Origin of the sequence: Psychrobacillus sp. L3, from assembly GCF_042945595.1 — a bacterium.
Lineage (GTDB): Bacteria > Bacillota > Bacilli > Bacillales_A > Planococcaceae > Psychrobacillus.
Genome location: NZ_CP168493.1, coordinates 374,335 through 393,628, shown reverse-complemented (window position 1 = coordinate 393,628; position 19,294 = coordinate 374,335). Strand labels below are relative to the sequence as shown.

Sequence of the window (19,294 nt, the reverse complement as noted above, 5' to 3'; positions counted from 1 at the left end):
CGTCTAACTCTGCCATTTAGTATAAATTCGTTACCAACTATCAATCTAAATAAGCTTTTCTCCATACTAATCGTTCTTTTTCATTTAATTGGGTTTCTAATTTTTCGTCCCAACGTTCTAGTAATGTATTCCAGACACGAGCATAGATGATGTCCTCTTCTTTGTTATAAAGGATAATCTCTACGCAAGGGACATCCTCTATAAACAAATCGGTTGTCGAGACAATTTCAGAGATAACAGTTTGGACATCTCCCTCTTCCTTTTCCAAGCCATTCCCTTGAAGTGCATGAATGATTGACTCGTTTTCAAAAGATAGTTCTTCATCCAAATAGTCTTCTTTTACGTAACGATAAATGTCGAGCTGTTCCTCAGGAGCCTCCTTTAATACGCCTTTTAAAAATGCTTCATGGCTAGGACTGTAGAGAACATTCTGAGACTCTGCTTCTTGCTCTTCTTCAAATACACCGTTTTCTAATTGTTGAAATCCTCTATCGGTTAATTTATATATGCTCTCATTTTTCTCTATGAGGCGAGTTTTCAACATAATCTCTATTAAATCTTGAATGAAGAGCTGCTCCACAAGTAACAACTCACTTAGTTCCTCTGTATTTGCAATTTTAGCTTTTTGAAAAGTAATAAGTATCATTTTCATAAGGACATCCATTTTTGTCCGCTTCATTGCAATGAATTCAGCTTCGACCGAATGGATCGGTATACTCCACATAGCGGAATGCATGATTTTTACCTTTATATTTTGTTGCAGTTCTTTTTTTAATCTCTTTTCCAAATCACGCATGTTCTTATACTCCTAAGTCAACTTCATTAGTTTTTGGTCTCGGAAACCATTTTTATTTTTAACAATATCGAGCAATCGTGCATACATCTTTCTTGAATCTTTTAGTTTCGTCCGCTCAGTGAACATGTCCGCACTTCCTACAAGAACGAGCAATTCTCTTGCTCGGGATAACGCTACATTTAAACGTCTATAATCATTTGCAAACCCAATATCACCATTTTTATCTTTATTATTCCGAACCATACTCAATAGGATGACATCCATTTCCATACCTTGAAACTTATCGACTGTTCCAGTTCTGAAAGTTAAATGCTTTAAGTTAGTTTCTTGTTGAATCAGTCTATCTATCCTTTTTACTTGCTCACCGTAAAAACTAATTACTCCTATGCTCTTTCTTTCATCTTGCCTCATTCGTCCTTCATTTTTGGCGGTTTCGGTTGCCTTGTCCAAATCAATTAAAACGTCTCGAATTGTGTCTAATTCCGCTTGGTTAAAACGACTTTTCCCATCTTTTACTTTCTCTTCAAAATAAGCGGGTTCGTTCGGCATATTGATCCATAGAAGATGATCGTTTCTTTTTACATAATTAGATTCAAGTAAATGGTCACGAACAGAATCGGAATCCACTAAACCACATTGCAGGCGATAGTTTTCTTCCTCGTAAAATGGGGTAATCGTCTCCATAATACTTTCATGCATTCGATATTGGATGGCAAGCATGGTTTTATTGCTTTTTGGTAAGTTTTTAAATAGTCGTTCAAATAAAGATTCTTTTAACAGTTTCTTCAATTCATCCTTTTCCTCGAAACTATCGCTTTCTTCCAAAATTGCTTTAAGTGTTTCATCTAGTGTATCTTCTCCAACTAGAGGAGGGAGTTGGTGATGATCGCCTACTAAAATAATTTTCTTCCCTTTTAACATAGGCAAGAGTAATTCAGGTGGAGTGGCTTTCGATACCTCATCGATTATGACGACATCGAAAGTCGGATAATTGTCCATGAACTCTTTCCTAGCGGATGCTACACAAGTTGTCCCAATTACATTTGCGTGTTTAACATAAAGTTTTCGAATTTCATCCAAATCATGGTCGTTTGCCTCTTTTAGTAAAGAGAACCATTCGTTTTGGATAGAATGTGTAATTGGTAACTGCTCTATTTTGTGTGTAAGAGAGCCTATCTTTTCTGATATAAGCGTTAATTCGGTTAATGTTTTTTCATGCTCTTCTTCAGGATTCTGCTTCATTATTTCTTCTAAAGCTTTAACTTGTCTTTCTTGCTCTAGACCTTCTGAATTCACTTTTTTACTTTCATTCTCTTTTTCTTGAAGTTCTTTTATACACATTTCCAGTTTTTCAGCTGTGATTTCCGCATTATTTTTTTTAATTTCTAGATGGCTTACATATTGGGTGATTGTCTCTTCCGTTTTCTTCAAGTGATTATATGCATTTTCTTTTTGCTGTATATCCGATTGTAAGTGAGGTAGTTGTGGAATATTCTCTATATTTCCTAATTGTCTCCGAATTTCAACGCTTCTTTCTATTAACAAATCCAACTGTTCTTTTTGGATAAATCCATTGTTTTTCAATAAGTTTCTGTTTTGTTCTATTTGATAAATTGTTTTCTTTATTTGCTCTGTCATGTCAACTTTTATCGTTTGGAACTTCTCAGTAGAATCCGACTTTGCTTTTGCCAAAATTGCTCCTTGCTTCCATACAAATTTCTTCCTTACATTTAACCCTTCCAAATACACTTCTAATTTTTCTATTGTTATTTCTCCCGAAGTTAATAATCGTTTCATACTGTCGATGAATTGATGAATTTCTTTCACAGAATAAGACGAATCAAAAATAATCCCTTGGCTATTCACATTATTTTTTACATTTTCTAAAGATACCTGATTCTCTTTCAATAAACCTTCTATATATCCAATAGCTGACAAAAGTCGTTTATTTAGTTCTTCCCAATCCTCAAAAGACCGAATCGTTTCTATTAAACGGTCCAACTCTGCTATTTGTCGCTCCAACATGGAAAACGGCAGTATATCATTTTGGGTCATATAGCTTTTCAAGGAATCTAATTTGCGAACGGAAGGAATTTCAATTAAAAACTGTTCTAAGCCTTCCATTTTTATTTGCACAGCTTGATATTCGTGTCTTGTTGCATTTAATATCTCTTCTGCAGTTCTAATCTCTTGTATCGTTTGTTGATAAAATAGCTGAACTTTAGACATTTCGATTTCTAAAACTAATTGATTCATTTTTTCAATTATTTCTGGGCTCGTCAGATTGGACTGGAGGAAATTGTCCATCGTAGTCATTTCCTTCGATAGTTCTTCGAAAGATTTTTCTAGAGTCATTCGTGTATCTTCAAGCACTTCTCGTTCTTTTTTTAGAAGAACTAATTTTTTTTTAAGCTTCTTTATCTCTTCCATTCTAGAACCATGTTCAATCTTGGCAGCATCTTTCCTTTTTATTTCTTCTTGTAAGGAAATTAATTGATTTTGTAGAGTTTCTATTTGTACTTTACAATTAGCGATTTCTTCTTCTAGTTGTCCTTCCTTTATGGAATGAGATTCTATTTCATGTTGTAATACACTTAATGTTTGATCTTTCCAATATTGTCCTACGTTTTCTTCTATGAACTTCTTTCCCTCTTCTTCGATACTCTCTGTTCGACCAAACCGTAATATACGTATGTCTTTATTTGAAAGTAATCTACTAAGGGCATTATCAACAGCCAAGTTAGACTGGGAAGCAACTAAAGTACGTAGCCCTGCTTTTGCATTTTGTTGACAAATTTCAGATATCACAGTAGTTTTCCCTGTTCCGGGAGGACCTTGAATAACATATAAATCTTTGGCAGACATAGCCCCTATAACTGCCTCTTGTTGGAACTCATTTAACTGATTATGGAATACCAACCCCTTACGCTTATCTGTTATACGTATTGTTGGTCTATCTTCAAATAATATCTTTTCAAGATTGGCATTTGCCGCCAGGCCATTTTGAAGGTCTTCAAATCCTTTTCTAAGTCTTCTAATTTGGCTTAGCGTCGCAAAGTTGCTGAATACAGCTTCCCTCGTTCTGGGGTTTAACTGGTTTTTTCTTGCCATATCTCTGAGCTTTGGTTTAAGCTCGATTTCTACCGTTTTTTTATTGCGATCAACTTTTAAAACGTCACCAATGTCATTTTGAAAACCCTTCAAAGTTACACTAAGGTTCTTTATTTTATTCCACTCGTTTCCGTCTAAGTTACACCCCACAAGCGTCATTCTATTAAAGTCTTCATTTAAAATCATTCTTGAGTAAGCAGTTGTAATGTCTGCAATATCCGCATTGCGCTCTTGAATCTTCAAATACCCTTCCCAACTAGAAATCCGTTTCTTCACATACTCGGATCGTTCCTCTGCTATAGGTAATTCACGAATTTTTGCATGTAATTGGATAGGGAAACCTGCACCATTATTCCGAGCAGTTATGAATTTCAAATTTACCGGTAGACGTCTATTTGTCCGAACTCGAACTTTGGATCCTCTTATATAAAAGCCCGTTGCTAGTAAACCATCGTTTTGTAAAACGCATTCCATCACTGCAACTTTACCATTTAATTTTTCTGCTAGTATCTGATTTATCTCATTATCAAAATAAAGGGAAAGGGATATATTCCCGTGAGAATTAACTGGACGCTTTTCTATATGTATATGAAAGGATTCTTGCATTTTAAAAAAGGCATGCTCATCTTTGGACAATTCTAGAATTCCCGCGCGAGCCTTATTTGTTATAATCAGATTGCATCGCATCGTTTCTATATTGGCTAATTCTTTTCGCATCGACATGCCTCCTTTTCATTTATATATTGTTCAACTTATCTATGTTAGCACTTTTCATGCAAATCTTGAATGTAGAAGTTTTCCATCAAACCTTTCTCAATTTCAATCGGGTTTGGACGACACTGAATTGTAGATTTCGATATACATACCGCCATTATTTAAAGTGGAGAGCTCTTGCGCAAACTCGTTGCATTAAAATTTGGGCTTAATAAAGTTAAAAGCGAAGGGCTTGGTTAGCTCTTCGCTTTTATATTATGATGGCCAGAAAATTAATGATTACTCACTAAAAACTACTTTCGCTCAATCCCTGTCTAAGAATGATGTAATGGCTTCGTTTATTAAATATGCACCAAGCTTTACAGTTCGATTATTTACGTCCAATGAAGGATTAACTTCCGAAATATCAAAGGAAAGTGTCTTTTTATTGGTAGTGACATTTCGAATAATGGACCGTACAACACTTGGATCCAACCCAAATGGTGATGGAGCACTTACACCTGGCGCAAATGCAGCATTCAGTACATCTGTACATAAAGTAAGCATTATATAATCTTGTTGGTTTATAAAATCATTGATTCTTGCGTTCACATTATCTATTTCGCTTATATGTATACTTTCTTCCAAGATATAATTAGCTCCCAATTCATCCGCTTGGTCAAATAATTCTTGTGTATTTCCGTAACGTTGAATGCCAACAACGAAATAGCTACTATTATCATCCTGATCTAGTATTTGCTTAAACATAGTGCCAGAAGAAGTTTGCTCTTCATATGAACGTAAATCAAAGTGGGCATCAATATTAATAATCCCTAGCTTTGCTTCTTTTCCTAAATAGTTTCGTACACCAAGATAATGTCCGTAAGCAGTTTCATGTCCACCACCAAAAATAATAGGTATCATTTTTTTACTCAAAATATTAGCGACAACTTTCCCAAGTTGTACCTGTGCCTCTTCCAATTTATCATCTCTGCACGCAATTGTTCCAATGTCTGCAAGATGTTTTTGGATAGGCATTTTCCATGGTAATTTAGCTAATTCTGATCGTAGAGCATCAGGAGCTTTTGCAGCACCTATATTTCCTTTATTTCGTCGTACTCCTTCTTCACTTTCAAAACCTATAATAACGCAAGTTTCCTCGCTAGAGTTGTAATCATCCATTCTTTTGGACAACTCAATAATTTGGTGATATCGAAAACTTGATCTATTTTCCTTATGATCGGTACGTCCTGACCAAATGCCTTCTTTAACTTCGTTTAACAAGCTATTCACCCTTTCCGACCTATAAAATCTATATTTTCTAAATTATATAGGAACATATGTGAAACTTCTATTATATAAATATCTTATTTGAAGTTTCTACAAATGAATAAATTTCAAAATTCAAATTTAGAGCATAAAACACGAACAATATTAAAGGGAAATGGGATATGTATAATATATTCATCATAAACTAACATGATTTCCGCTATAGGCAGACGCTTTCCGCGGTGTAAGCGATGGGCCATCACCGCCGCATTCGCGTCGTTTGTAACGGCTCATCTGTCTCAACTCATCCCTCTGGAGTCGCTGCCTGTCGCTCCAATCAACAAATTGAGTATTGTTCGTGTTTTAATAATTAAATGCTATTTATGAAATTAACTCAAATAGAAAGTTAATATACACAAAAAGACCGGCTCCCAATGGAAACCAGTCATTTAAATAGTTAAATTAAGTAAGCCGCCTTTGCCGTACTCTAATAAGAAAGTTTTAAACCACCACTCCTCAAATGTGGTGGAAAAAGCTCAAAACTCCGTATTAATCGTTGTTTTAATACTATTCTTTATGCTGATTTTATAGCGATTATTATCGTTTCACATCGATTTTAACACCAATTTAACACCAATAAATTATTTATTAATTCAATGTTAAAGCAGTTGTATACTTGCAAGCTAGTAGTTATTAACGCAAAATAAGAAGCACCTCTTGAGAGATGCTTCAATCTTCTTCAATCGCCAGTGCTTCTTCTGTTATAATTTCTTCAATATCAAACTTGACGGGTATTTGATGCTGGTTGAATATTAAAAATCCTTTTACAGTAACAAACTTATCTAATATGATAGCAATGTTACTTGAATCATACTTTTCATCAGAGAATATGCAATCTATTTCAGGTAAAGTTACATCTTTATAATGAAGTGGTCTAATTTTCCCAGTTAATCCGTCAATATCAATAGCTCTAATCCATCCTTCGCCACTTATATAAATGGATTCTTTCATTAAAGTTTTTTCTTTTTCAACTAGTGCTTTTCGAGTTGATTTAGTTGCTTTTATTGTATTAAAAGGAACATCAATATTATTTGCTTCGAATGAAACTGAATCGAAAGCTGATCTTGCACTTGGAACAAGTTCTTTTGTATAATGAATTAGCTTTTTAAGTTCTTTTTCACCATATTGCTTTTTTAAGCTATCGAATAAAACATCATTATCCACAGCTGCCACTGTTTCTGCTATTAACTTCATGCCCTCCAATGAAAGTTCTCTTAAGACTTTTATGTCTTCTGATTTCTCCAACTCTGAAGGTTCTTCTTCGTAAAACAAATTAAGTTGTTCATAATTTAACTCGTTACCTAATTCAGATCTCATCAAGCCCAATTTCAAACTTCCATTAGCTGTAGAGACTAAATCAAAGGAAGCTAAATTACTTAATAAATCTCTAGCTTTTTCAAATCTTTCATGAATATTTCCTAATAGATTTACTGCTTGTTTGTTTGCAGAATTTAATTTTTGTAAGTATGAACCAATGGTGGCAATTGGACCTCTTCCATTAAAGTTTTTTCCCTCTAAACGTATCCATATTTCCGGCTCTACACTCTCACTACTTGTATCAAACGAAAGATTAGTTTCTTTTCCAAGTAAATACTTAAGATGTGATTCTACCTCACTAACCATATGCTCTGCAGAGGGAAGATAAAAGTCAAGTAATTTTGGTTGAGTACTATAATCCTTAGTTATTCTGGCAAGATTATTCTGAGCATTTTTTAGATCGTCAATCGTCTGTACAATATTGTTGTAATCTCTAGACAAAAAAATCACCTCCTATCGAAATCTATTCTAAAGTCACCTTAAGTATTCCTTTGAAGTCTGGACGTAAAACCCAATCAGGATCTTTAAGCGGATCAGGTTCTCTCAGTTTCCCAGATAGGCCTCGTCTAAAAACAGAAGACCAATAAGAAAACGCCTCTTCAGTATCAGCTATTAATAAATGCGCTCCAAAAAGATTACGCAACGCTAGCTGATTCTGCTCACCCATAAATAATTCTATACCACTTTTGTCATGATCATCTTCCGCATTTTCTAATGCTTCCAATACTGTTTCAGGTGGAATAAGAGCGGCGAAATCGACATCTCCCGGTTCTTCTCTTCCTGTAACAAAACTTCCGTTTATCAATACTTTTTTTGGTTTAATTCCCAGTTCGCCCATTCTAATCAACATTGATTTGAACTGTCTCCATTTCGTTTCCCTTATTTCAGAAAATAGAAACTTCCCTTCAATTTCTTCCATTGTACATTCGTGATCACCATCAGGTAAGTGATATTTATCAATAAAGTCTGGTATTGCCATTGTATCCTCCAATCTTCTATATCAAACTAGAGTTGAATTTATTTTTATTTTTAATTTGTTAAATCAAAAATAGTTATTTCAACTATACCAGTCATATTATTAAAGTGAACATCTTCGACAAAACTCGACAAAAAATAACGATGATTCTCACAAGCACTTAAAATATGAAAAAATATGTTGCGTATGGGAGCTAATAAAAAAAGCACCCCAGCCCGAGATGCTTTCAAAATAACTAACTATATTAATAACGGTTTGGACAATCATAGGGATCAAAATAATCTATATCACCTTTTGTTAATTCATATTGGCGGACTAATTCAGCATTCATCTCTTCCTCTTCTTCTGCAGTCATTTTTCTATTTATTACATTATGGAATTCTTTTTTACTCACTTCACATCACTCCTTTCTTTTTTACTATCATAGTATTTTTCAAGTGTTCATACTACGCATTCAGTGCTTAAGCTGGTTCGAGCTCATTTCATAAAAAAAGGACCAGGCGATTTCCCCTAGTCCTAATTTAGGTTATAATTTAATTACAGATACATGCCGTATACTGTATATAATGTAATTAAGCTATACTTGTTAAGTTAGAAGCTCCTGTTGCTGCAGGGGCTTTTTCTTCATCTTGAGCCAGTTCACTAAAGAGTTCTACAAATCTTACTAATACTTTTAATTCCTCGTCTGTGAGTGAGTTTTTTCGTATGATTGTTGTCATTTCACTTCCTCCTTTAATCTAAGTGTTTCTTTTTCAGATGCTTCCAAGTCTCCACCTTGGGCAACATACATTTTTTTAAGCTCTGTAACGAAATGCTTCAAATCGATAACTTGCTTTTGTTTTTCCATGCTCTTCATCCCTCCTATACTACTAATCACTTTCTCCAATTCGGTAGATTATTATTCATGTATAAACGGCATTGGAACAATGCCATGTACCGTCATAACGTCATAAAATAATAAATTAAACTGCGGTAGGGACTTCTTTTTCTTTCAACGAATGGATCCACGATAAAACTTCATCATAATTTTCTGGACTGTTGCCAAAGGCTTCAATAAACGTTTTAGTGTTTAACTTTCTGGCTTTAGCATTCCACGCTTCGGTCGTTTCTTCCTTTAAAGTGAATACAAGCAATTCTGCGTTTTCCCCTTCGCAATATGCCAGTTCAGTAAATTCTACATTCTTTACTCCGTCAAAGAGTTCCAATGTATCAATATTCATTTTTTCTTCCTCCAGCTATTCTATTTTTGTACAAATTTAACGTTGAAATAAATAAATCAATTTCGTCTATTTCTAATTGAAATGTTCTTTCTTGATATTCTTCATCATCGTGATCGTATACTTTAACCATGACTGTATCTACATAATCAGATGAGAATTCTACAAAAACGGTGGTATTAAATATTAATTTTGTTACTAGATCTGGTTGCATCTTATTGCTCCTTTTCTAAAAAGGTTAATTTGAATACATTTTGAAACATTGGTGTATGAAGTTCTTCCATATCTTTATTTAGAATTTCCAAGTCTTTATTTGTATAAGTCAATAAATCCAAAAGAGATTGAATTCTTATTTGGCTAGTACCTTCAAGTGAATTAGGGAAGGCTTGCATATTTTCGTTAATGTCGCTTAATAATTCACGTAAACCGTTTAAAGTATTCGTAATACTTTCCAAATCCCCTATTTTCGAATCCAGTTGAAACATTTGACTTCTAAGTTCTTCTACAGTTGCATCCACTTCTTTTTTAATAGTTGTCATTTTTTCCATCTCCCTATTTTTAGTTAAATACTACGTATCCTGTAACAACACTACATACCGTTATAACTCCGTAAAACCAACATGCATCTGACCAATGGACAAGTTCTTCTCCGAAAAAATAAAGATTAATTTTTCTCATTTTCTTCTCCCCTCTTGTCATATAACACTTATTAGTTACATAGTATAACGTTATAGTTACATCGTCAACACTTAATAGTGTTATTTCTTTCATTTTAACTATTAAAGTTATATGCGATAGTGTATAATCTTTCGTATAGAGGAGGTTGTAACTATGGCGATGAGTGAAAAAATTAAAATCCTATTAATAAAGAAAGGAATGACAGCAGTTCAACTCGCGGAATTATTAGATACAAAACCACAAAATCTTTACAACAAATTCAAGCGTGATAATTTTTCCGAAAAGGAATTAATGGATATCGCGAATGCTTTAGAAGTGAAATATGAAGGAAACTTTTATTTGAAAGATGGAGAAAAAATATAATAACGGAGGTAAATGATTGAGTTTTAACACTGCCCGTTTGAAGTCCCATTTAGTGTCTAACCTAAGACATAATGTGGGAAGCTTGTCTTCCCTTATAGGTAAACGTTTTATCTGCTTTTTTAAAACTACCCAATCGCCACAACTATTTATACTAAATAGAACCCCTGTGGCGTTGGGAGTTAAGGTAGGTGCGGTCCGATGATATTTGAAATTTTGACGACTTCAATTATGGGTGGAATCGCATTGAAAGCATTTATAAAAAAGAAAGGTTTGGCCACAAACGATAGCGGAAAAATCCAACGAATTATATCGCTCAGCGGTTTGAATGTAAAGGATGGCAAAGACACACTGACTACGCAATTGATTAGAAAGAAAAAGCATGAGTGGGGATGGGAGTACAAATATAAAATACCTCTCGGACGGGGTTTCGAAGAATATGAAAACAAAAAGGGAATACTAGAAGACGGATTAAACAATAGAAGAAACCACATCAAGCTAAGCGACCTTAAAACACTCTCTATTGATTCGAACATCATCGACAGTATAAAAAATCTGTGGACGAATAAACTCGCTGAGAAGAAGGAAATAGAGTTATCTTATGATGGACTTCTTACTATTAGAGTTTACGATGAGCCATTACCTACACAAGTACCTTTTCAACCAAGTACAGGGTGGAAGATACCTGTAGGACTGACAAGAGAAAAGAATACATTCAGATATCACGACTTCGAAAAAATACCACATATGGTTTTAGGTGGTGCGACTAGGTACGGAAAGAGTAATTTCATTAATGCTATGATCACTAGCCTTCTACAAAGTAAACCAGAACATGTTAAACTGTTTCTCATTGACTTAAAGGGTGGAGTTGAACTGTGTGATTATGAAAACATTAAACAAACAGTATCTATTGCATATGAACCAGAAGAAGCGATTGATACACTTCAAGCAGCTTACGATCAAATGAGAGAATTACAAAGTAAAGTGCGATTTTCAGGAAAAAAGAATGTACAAGAAGCCAACATAAAAGAGCGCTATTTTATTATCATTGATGAAGTTGGCGAGTTAAACCCTTCGGAGGCTGCTACTTCAGAGGAAAGAAAGATGAAGCAACAATGTCAAACGTTAATGAGTCAAATTGCACGATTAGGTGCTGGATTAGGTTTCCGACAAATATTAGCTACTCAATACCCTACTGGCGATGTTATTCCTCGTCAATGTAAGCAAAATTCAGATGCAAAATTATCGTTTCGCGTTCAATCTTCTACTGCATCAAGAGTAGTTTTAGACGAGACTGGCGCTGAGGATCTTCCACAAATTAAAGGCCGTGCTATTTATATGACCGCAGATAAGCGTGAAATACTACAGACACCCCTTATTACACCAGAAATCATTCAGAATACAATCATGCCTTATATAGTCGAGAAAAAGGAGGCTATCATAATTGAAAAAACGGAGATTAAACAACCGCGAGGAATCGATACTATCGTTATTGAAGAAGTTTGATTTCATGACACGGGACCAACTCAACCGTTATTTTCATCTAGGATCCAAACGCAATACAAACAGAGTTATTAGCGCATTATCTGATTACCTTATTCACGTTCGAGATGGACATCATTTTATTTACTATTTAAACGCAAATGGCAGGGCCTATGTTGATTGCAATAAGATACGTAAAAAGGGTTCTCACGTTGAGCATACGATTATGCGGAATGAATTCTATCTATTTTACTCTTGCCCTCATGACTGGCGAAACGAGGTGAAAGTATCGGATGGCAAAGCAACTATTATTTGCGATGCTTTATTCACTAAAAGTCTTCGTTATCACTTTTTAGAGGTTGACCATACTCAACCAATGTCAGAAAATCGCATGAAAATAGCACGATATAAAGAATTGCATGGTAACGGATTGTTAGCACAAAAACTAGAGCATTTTCCAACGATTGTATGGCTTACTACATCTGAATTAAGGAGAAATCAACTACAGGAGGCTTGTAGAGAGTTACCGCTAACAAAAGTATATACAATCAATGAAATCAAATAGAAGGAGGAAAAAGAGTGTTTAAACGCAAGCATAAAATTGAGGTTGTTCCTGAGTCTGAATATACGGATTATAGTCATCGTGTACCAGGAGATGCTTATGCTACTAATAAAACAATAATAGGCGCTGCAAGTGTTCCTATTACTGCTGCTATCGGATTATCAATTTATCGCTTTATCACTAATCCTACTATTGAACATACAACAACTATCCCCGTATCTGCACCCATAATCGAACCAGTAACAGTATTAGAGCCTATCAATGTTCTTGCACAAGCTTCTACTATATTCCCTACTAATATGGCTTCACCTGAAATGATTCCAACAGGATTTATTGCAGATAAATCACTAGACGTTCTCACGACTATACTAGACCCACTTCTTCAAATAATGGTAGCAATCAGCTTTCCTATAGCTAGTGTTATTATGGTAGGTGCTTGTTTCTTATTCATGTTCAATAATAGCGATAAAGCCTGGGACATGATAATGAAAGCAGGATTAGGATATGTACTAGTTCAAATGTCGCCATTATTTCTTGAGATTCTTCGTCAAGTTGGTAAAGCGGTATGATTTAATATAAATTAAAGGCTTACACTATTCTGTGCAAGCCTTTTTTAGTAAACCCTTTCCCTTTCAATATAAGGATACTTTTCATGAAAGAATTGAACGGGTACTTTTCCTCGCTCTATCCAGTAACCTTTATCTTTCAGTTCTTTATTCATCGCTTGTATACGTAACTGGGATGTACGTAAAGAATTGAGTGAAAGCAAGTCCATTACTTCATTCGAATTGTAGAAATGTTTCATATAATTCCCCCATTTAGTTATTATCCTTTGCCTCTCCAGCGTAATCTTAATATCCCTCCAAATCTCCTACAATCCATCTGTCTATCTTGTTCAAGTCGAACAGTAATACTTGCGTATTAATTCGTTTAAAAGGTATTTCCCGCTTACGTATAAGTCTATAAATGGTAGATAAACTTAGTTCTACCCCATTAGATTCGAGGTACTTTAATAAATCTGGAACACCTTTTGCAATGCGTAATGTCATTTGTTTACCTCCAGTATTCTGTATCTTTTTTACTGAATCCTTTTCAAACTATACTAAAAATAATCATTCAAAAATATTGAAAATGATCACGGATGACCTTTAAACTAATAAAAAGCACACTCAAATTGAGCGTGCCGTTGGATTTAATTAAGTGAAATCGTACCATTTTTTTCTAATATTAGAGTTCCCTGTTGGATCGTCTAAAGTTGCTGTTTTCTTTGATTGCATTGAAAATATTAACCAGACAATAAAAGCTACTACTACCAAGATATATAGTGGATAGTCGATGATATTCCAAAACGCTTTAAGTTTATCAAACAAATATATCACCTCTTTCTATATCTTATTTAGATTCGTCCAGTTTTAACACTTTCAATAATCTTTTTCTACGTTCTTCATCGGTCAGTGTTTTGTCTTTTTCAATTTCTTTTATTTTACGCTTCACTGAATCATCACTTCTGGTTTTCAGTATTGATTCGTAGAATTCTTGACCTTTGCCACGGTCTACCGCTTTCTTATACTCCTCTGTTTGTTTTACCCCTAAAGGACTCCGCTTGTTATCGAAGTATTCTCTAGCATTGTCAGAAGCGTTTGGACCAAACAACAGCATTTTCAATTTGTCTTCAGGACTATTCTCAATAGGGAATTTAAGTTCGTCCGTTTTACCCATGAAAGGTAATCCGCTTAATTTTCCTGTACCTTTCTTGAAAGAGCCTCCGTTTTGCATGACCTCTAATCCACCAAGAGTCTTCTTCAACTGATTACCACCGAATGGAGGAAGCAATTTAAAGAGTGGATCTGTGACTCCATTATTCAAAACAAGACCAGTACCAAAGCGTTGTGGGTTTCTATCTGCGAATAAGTCTGCCCTAGTTGGAGTTTTAACCCCACCTATTCCTCCATATTCTGGGTACAGACCAGCTAAGTATTGACCACCAGGTATGTTGGACAGTACTTCACCACCTAAACGACCTCCTATTCTAGCAGGAGAAAGACCGTCGTTCATCCCTTCTTTTACCGCATCGATTGGATCAAATGTCACTGCATCCCCTCGTATTTCCTCCATAGCCTTATTTAATACGTGATTCGCCACGAGCATGAGAGGTAATCCAACAAAATCTTTTGATTTAACCATATCTCTCATTACATACCACTGATTTCCCACTTCTAAAGTGAACGGCATAACCATTTGAACAACTTTAGATTTTTGTAATAGGGGAACTTCACCTACACCACGACCAGCAACCATTCTTCTTGTGTTGTCGTCTGCATATTTAATAGGATTCGACACGCCTTGTTTTAATCCTTTTTCATAAGCTGAATTCCACACGAAAGATGAACCTACTCGGTCAGATGTTTCAATTAGCCATTCAGCCATTTTTTGTGGTTGCTCAATCCATCGTTGGTCAAATTTACGGTACATTGAATCAGAATAACGTTCTTTCATAAATGCAGATTGGTGAATCGGTTCTGTATTGTCTAGCAAAGCTTTCATTGTCCGACTAATGCCTTTTACTGAATGTTGTTTAGCAAATGCTAAACCTAACGGCATGTTAGCGACTTGAGCAAGTGTCGAGGCCAAGTTTCCAAGGATAGTATTTGTTTTTACTCGACCGTTCATCCAATTAAGAAATGCCATTGGTTTTCTTCCGATAATATCTTGAACGTTACGATCCAAATACGGATTAGTCTTCCCCGCTAAATCATTTGAGTATTTATCTAAATAGCCAATAAAATCATTTAGATTTCTACTATCTTGCGTAATGTCAGCTAACTCACTTCGAAAAGCTCTGATATTTTTTATATTAGGATCTATTTCTTTTGCATAAGAAGCTGAAGGAACATAGTTTAAAAATCCACCTACTGCATCGCTTTTATACGGTCCTAACCCTCGCCTTTGCATAAACCCCGCATACTTTGAACCTGGTTTCGTAAATTCCGATGTACCAGCAAGATGTGGATCAATAGCTGACGGTGTATCAAAAATGTTTTTCAATCCTGTTAAGCTTGTAAATTCCGTGAAATGTCGGTAGTAATCATTTCGTTTAGGGATTTGCTTATCTGGACTATTAGGATACGCAAGTTTACGAGATGCATTAACTTCATCAATAAGTGAATCATATTTTGCCCTAAACCATTTATCAGCTTCCACAACTTTCTCCCAATCATCAGGAGCTTTCTCTCTCAATGTAGGTAAATCCATTTTCTTTTCGCCATAATCTTGAACGTATCTAGAAAGTTTGCTACCTTTTTTGATTCCTAACCCTTTTACGATGTTATCATCTAACTCTTTAAGTAGGGTTTCTTGCATATTTACGTATCTTGATTTAGATGCATCAAGTTCTCCAAGAACACGTTTCGTAACAGGCGAATTTTTACCAAACACATCATCAAAGATACGATATACATCACTTGTTGCACCTTTAAAACCACTGATATCCTTCAACGTTTCTACGGCAACACCTTTTGTATAATCTGCTTCTGCTGCAGGTGTTAATTTATCCGCTATCTCTGATTTATTTGGAACGATATTTGTACTATCAGCTTGTTTTGCAATATTAGAAGTTGTTGGAACATCTTGCCCTTTGAAAGCTTTTTTCAACGCTTCTAAACCTGGTCTTTGTTTCGTTGTAGTAGCTGCTAACTCTTTGCTTAGATACGGCGATGATAACTGTTTAAGGAATCCTTGAAACGGCTCTCCAGTTTCCCTTGCTTGCGGACCAGGTATTGCGTTCCCCTTTTGCGGAGATGGTAATACTGCTAATGTTTCTAAAATAGATTTTTCCACAGGACTAGCTCCTGTTGGTGGCTTTTTAATCTTGCTAATTAACTTACCTATCCCTAACGTCATAGCTGGATCTAAAACAGCTCCTGCTCCAGTTTCTAAACCAAATTGCGCTAAGTTTTGCTTCCAGTTATAATCATCCGGATTTAAAGCTTCTCGCCCGGCAATCTCAGCACCAGACATTATTCCTCCTACTGCAGCACCTTCCTTAGCGGTCTGTTTGGCGATTTGTTTAGCGGTTTCTTTGGTAACTCCTTTCTTTAGAAGACCTTCAACACCTTTTGCCCCAAGTTTGGTCCCGCGTACACCTTTTGCAATGGTCGTACCTGGAGCTAAATAACCTAGTAAATCTGCTGCCATATCAGCGCCGCCACCGTGACCTACTTCACGTTGAGTTGCGTAATACGCTTGCTCTCCAGTAGCGCGTTTCTGTAATTGTGCAGGGATTCCTAAGTTAGCAGTATTAGCAGCTCTTGTTGCAAATCTATCTAATCCACTGCGTTCAATCCCTTTTGCTTTTTTCTCTTCCTGAGAACGTTTGTAACCAGAATCATTAAATACTGTGAGAGAAGCTAAGAAGTCCATTGATTTATCTACACCTTGGCCAGCCTTCTTCCCAAGATTTTGAAGGAAGTTATTCTTCTTTTCTTCCTTCACATTAAACTCAGGAGCTAACTGTTGAGCTACTGTATTTTTCTGATTCTTCAACTTATCCATAAATGCTTCAAAACGAACATCACTTCCAGTTATTCCACTATTAGTTGAATAATTGTAGCCCTTTTTAAAGTCAGACGTAAGGGTTTTACCGATTTCTTTTTCATACGCGTTAGCTGAAGTTACTCGGTCTTTTTCGCTATACTTTTTGGATTCTGCTAAGCGGTCTTCAGCGGTGTACTTTCCTTTACCGCCATTCTCACTCATCCGTTTTTGTCCTGCTTTTTCGATTTCCGCTCGTTTTTCTTGTGTCTTGTAGTAATTTTCAGCTACAGCCACAGGATTACTGGAAGTATCAATCGGGGTGCCTCTTTTTTGCGACCAATAGGCAATATCATTAGCAAGTTGAGAGCGAATTGCCGACCTCTCCTGTTCCTGTGCTTTATTATATTGGGTGCCTGTCGTCTTGTAGGTCTTAGGCTCTTTGACTTGCTTGAATTGCTTATTTATAAAATCGCCATATCCATTACCCATTTACTCACCCCTATTTTATTTTTCTTTATAGATGTTCTTGTTTATCTACCTCAGTCAGTGTAGCCTGCTTTAGTTAGTGTAGATTCAAGATCCTTTAACTCCTCGACTGAAAGGACAGAAAGATCACCCGGTAATTTAATGGAGTAAACTTGCTCGCCTTTTGTCTCAACTTTATCTATGAAAGCTGCGTTAGTTTTGGCAATGTATTCAGAAGCCTTTAAACGATCTTTTAACTCATTTTCATCACTACGCATAGTATTCGTCCAAAACTTCTTTACTTCTTCCATATCGGCTATCCTGTCGCTCTCAATCTGTATATTGCGTTCTATTATGGCTTTTTGAATTGTAGTATTTTGTAGTAACTTTGTAGTATTTCCTCTTGCGTTATATCCAGCTTTCTTAGCCGCATCCTCAGCGTTGCCGCTAGTCAAATAATAATCAACAAACTTCTGTTGTTTTCCAGTTAGTTTCATGTCTCCCCCCAAATAAAAGCCCTTAATAATTGTTAATTACCAAATACAATACATGTCATAAGGTGAACCTTTGTTCGTTCGCCTTACTATATCTAAGTAATTGTCAATATCAACCGACCATCGCCAGCCATAAGCGTACTCTTTCGGCAATCAGAAATTCTAATTTAAGTCGTAACTCATCAAAAGTGCTCTGACGCATATATTTTGGTTTGATTATTGGTAACCATTCTATATCAGCATCAACTATGCAGTTTGGGAAACATGGCCAATAATTATCTCTCGATACTTTTAGTTCATGTTGTAATTCACGGATCTGCCTCGTAACATACTCAAACTGATTGCCAGATAAACGAGATTTTACGTATACGAGCTTGTGACATTCTCGACACTTCCATAAATCACTACGCTTTGCTTGGTACATCCTCTTCGTATTCCTAAAACACGATGGGCATTCAAACCACGTCCGCACCCCATAACCGACTTCCGTTGTACTACATTGAATTGTTTGGCCATTTTCAAACAGAAAAGTGCCGTTATGTGCTTTAAAATGTTCGCTTTTATACGTATTTTTAACGTGATAAGTGCCATTCTCTAGGTCTTTAATTTGTTGGATATCCATATATACCGCATGTTCTACGATACCTTGAGCCATATCCTCACCTCTATATAAAATTTTCATAAATCTAAAAGAAATTCAGTGTTGTACGTTGCAAAAGCTAGTAATATCAAGACTTTCTAACGGAGTACTACATTCAACGCAACCTTTTTAGGTCTCCAAAATCTCCAACAACTCTTTTTAGGGTGTCACAAATGTCACTATACTTCTCTTTTTTAAGGCTGCCGATAATGCCGAATACTGCCCTTTTAAGGTGTCCGATAAAAACATAAAGCGTTCGAAGGTTGGTTCGTCCTAAATGAGAGGTTTAATTCTTTTTCTCTTTTTTTAGTGTCACAAACCACTCCGCGGATATAACCGTAGCTTTTCCCTAACACCTTTGCTATTTGCTTGTAATTTAAACCATCGATATAATGCAACCAAGCAACCTTATAATCCATTCTTGATGCTGCAAATTGATTTATATTCTCAGTATTTCGGTCTCTTATCTCTTCATACTTAAACAGGAGATCTTTTAATTCATCTATCTTTTCTTCAAACTTGTAAGCCTCTGGATGAACTTCACCAATTTGACCTAAACCAACTTCATATTGATTTATCGCCAATCTAACAAAACTGATCTTCTGCAACAGATCTATATGATTTTTTATAATAAACATACG

Annotated in this window: 21 protein-coding genes; 4 read left to right on the top strand and 17 right to left on the bottom strand. The window is 35.6% G+C overall.

What is annotated here, in order from left to right:
• Positions 1-40: 40 nt before the first annotated feature.
• The 11 genes from ACEPXD_RS01985 to ACEPXD_RS01935 form a co-directional block, all read right to left on the bottom strand.
• Positions 41-796 (bottom strand): hypothetical protein, encoded by a 756-nt coding sequence (locus ACEPXD_RS01985; RefSeq protein WP_391119420.1) that lies wholly within the window; start codon positions 794-796, stop codon positions 41-43.
• A gap of 12 nt (positions 797-808) precedes the next feature.
• Positions 809-4,624 carry an AAA domain-containing protein gene (locus ACEPXD_RS01980; protein ID WP_391119417.1) on the bottom strand — a complete coding sequence of 1,272 codons (3,816 nt, stop codon included), beginning with the start codon at positions 4,622-4,624 and terminating at the stop codon, positions 809-811.
• A 300-nt stretch (positions 4,625-4,924) separates the two neighbouring features.
• Entirely contained in the window at positions 4,925-5,884 is a 960-nt protein-coding gene (gene hutG / locus ACEPXD_RS01975) for a formimidoylglutamase (protein ID WP_391119414.1), read from the bottom strand.
• 714 nt (positions 5,885-6,598) lie between these two features.
• A complete protein-coding gene (locus ACEPXD_RS01970; protein WP_391119412.1) occupies positions 6,599-7,687 on the bottom strand; it encodes a hypothetical protein in 1,089 nt (362 codons plus the stop codon).
• Between the two features lie 22 nt (positions 7,688-7,709).
• Positions 7,710-8,225, bottom strand: coding sequence for a DUF6932 family protein (locus tag ACEPXD_RS01965; RefSeq protein ID WP_391119410.1), 516 nt, complete (start codon positions 8,223-8,225; stop codon positions 7,710-7,712).
• 241 nt (positions 8,226-8,466) lie between these two features.
• Positions 8,467-8,616 carry a hypothetical protein gene (locus ACEPXD_RS01960; RefSeq protein ID WP_391119408.1) on the bottom strand — a complete coding sequence of 50 codons (150 nt, stop codon included), beginning with the start codon at positions 8,614-8,616 and terminating at the stop codon, positions 8,467-8,469.
• Between the two features lie 178 nt (positions 8,617-8,794).
• Positions 8,795-8,941, bottom strand: a complete 147-nt coding sequence (locus ACEPXD_RS01955; protein ID WP_391119406.1) for a hypothetical protein — start codon at positions 8,939-8,941, stop codon at positions 8,795-8,797.
• Positions 8,938-9,069, bottom strand: a complete 132-nt coding sequence (locus tag ACEPXD_RS01950; RefSeq protein ID WP_391119404.1) for a hypothetical protein — start codon at positions 9,067-9,069, stop codon at positions 8,938-8,940. The genes ACEPXD_RS01955 and ACEPXD_RS01950 overlap by 4 nt, the downstream gene beginning before the upstream one ends.
• 115 nt (positions 9,070-9,184) lie before the next feature.
• Entirely contained in the window at positions 9,185-9,442 is a 258-nt protein-coding gene (locus tag ACEPXD_RS01945) for a hypothetical protein (protein WP_391119402.1), read from the bottom strand.
• On the bottom strand, positions 9,432-9,653 hold the full coding sequence (locus ACEPXD_RS01940) for a hypothetical protein (RefSeq protein WP_391119400.1): 222 nt from the start codon (positions 9,651-9,653) through the stop codon (positions 9,432-9,434). The genes ACEPXD_RS01945 and ACEPXD_RS01940 overlap by 11 nt, the downstream gene beginning before the upstream one ends.
• A gap of 1 nt (position 9,654) precedes the next feature.
• Positions 9,655-9,978 (bottom strand): hypothetical protein, encoded by a 324-nt coding sequence (locus ACEPXD_RS01935; RefSeq protein WP_391119398.1) that lies wholly within the window; start codon positions 9,976-9,978, stop codon positions 9,655-9,657.
• Between the two features lie 292 nt (positions 9,979-10,270).
• Between ACEPXD_RS01935 and ACEPXD_RS01930 the strand changes: the two genes are divergently transcribed.
• From ACEPXD_RS01930 to ACEPXD_RS01915, 4 genes are all read left to right on the top strand, one after another.
• The gene (locus ACEPXD_RS01930; RefSeq protein ID WP_391119396.1) at positions 10,271-10,480 is read left to right on the top strand and encodes a helix-turn-helix domain-containing protein; all 210 of its coding nucleotides are present in this window, start codon (positions 10,271-10,273) and stop codon (positions 10,478-10,480) included.
• Between the two features lie 198 nt (positions 10,481-10,678).
• Positions 10,679-11,983, top strand: coding sequence for an FtsK/SpoIIIE domain-containing protein (locus tag ACEPXD_RS01925; RefSeq protein WP_391119394.1), 1,305 nt, complete (start codon positions 10,679-10,681; stop codon positions 11,981-11,983).
• Positions 11,922-12,524, top strand: a complete 603-nt coding sequence (locus ACEPXD_RS01920) for a replication-relaxation family protein (protein ID WP_391119392.1) — start codon at positions 11,922-11,924, stop codon at positions 12,522-12,524. Before ACEPXD_RS01925 ends, ACEPXD_RS01920 begins: the two co-directional genes overlap by 62 nt.
• A 14-nt stretch (positions 12,525-12,538) precedes the next feature.
• Entirely contained in the window at positions 12,539-13,090 is a 552-nt protein-coding gene (locus tag ACEPXD_RS01915; protein WP_391119389.1) for a hypothetical protein, read from the top strand.
• Positions 13,091-13,134: 44 nt separating this feature from the next.
• Here ACEPXD_RS01915 and ACEPXD_RS01910 read toward each other — a convergent pair whose 3' ends face one another.
• The 6 genes from ACEPXD_RS01910 to ACEPXD_RS01885 all read right to left on the bottom strand — a co-directional run bounded on the left by ACEPXD_RS01910 (position 13,135) and on the right by ACEPXD_RS01885 (position 19,291).
• A complete protein-coding gene (locus tag ACEPXD_RS01910) occupies positions 13,135-13,326 on the bottom strand; it encodes a hypothetical protein (RefSeq protein ID WP_391119387.1) in 192 nt (63 codons plus the stop codon).
• A gap of 46 nt (positions 13,327-13,372) precedes the next feature.
• Entirely contained in the window at positions 13,373-13,570 is a 198-nt protein-coding gene (locus tag ACEPXD_RS01905; protein ID WP_391119385.1) for a hypothetical protein, read from the bottom strand.
• Between the two features lie 343 nt (positions 13,571-13,913).
• On the bottom strand, positions 13,914-17,543 hold the full coding sequence (locus ACEPXD_RS01900; RefSeq protein ID WP_391119383.1) for a hypothetical protein: 3,630 nt from the start codon (positions 17,541-17,543) through the stop codon (positions 13,914-13,916).
• A gap of 50 nt (positions 17,544-17,593) precedes the next feature.
• The gene (locus tag ACEPXD_RS01895) at positions 17,594-18,016 is read right to left on the bottom strand and encodes a terminase small subunit (protein WP_391119381.1); all 423 of its coding nucleotides are present in this window, start codon (positions 18,014-18,016) and stop codon (positions 17,594-17,596) included.
• A gap of 109 nt (positions 18,017-18,125) precedes the next feature.
• Entirely contained in the window at positions 18,126-18,695 is a 570-nt protein-coding gene (locus tag ACEPXD_RS01890) for a hypothetical protein (protein WP_391119379.1), read from the bottom strand.
• A gap of 185 nt (positions 18,696-18,880) precedes the next feature.
• Positions 18,881-19,291, bottom strand: coding sequence for a hypothetical protein (locus ACEPXD_RS01885; protein WP_391119378.1), 411 nt, complete (start codon positions 19,289-19,291; stop codon positions 18,881-18,883).
• Between the last annotated feature and the right edge of the window lie 3 nt (positions 19,292-19,294).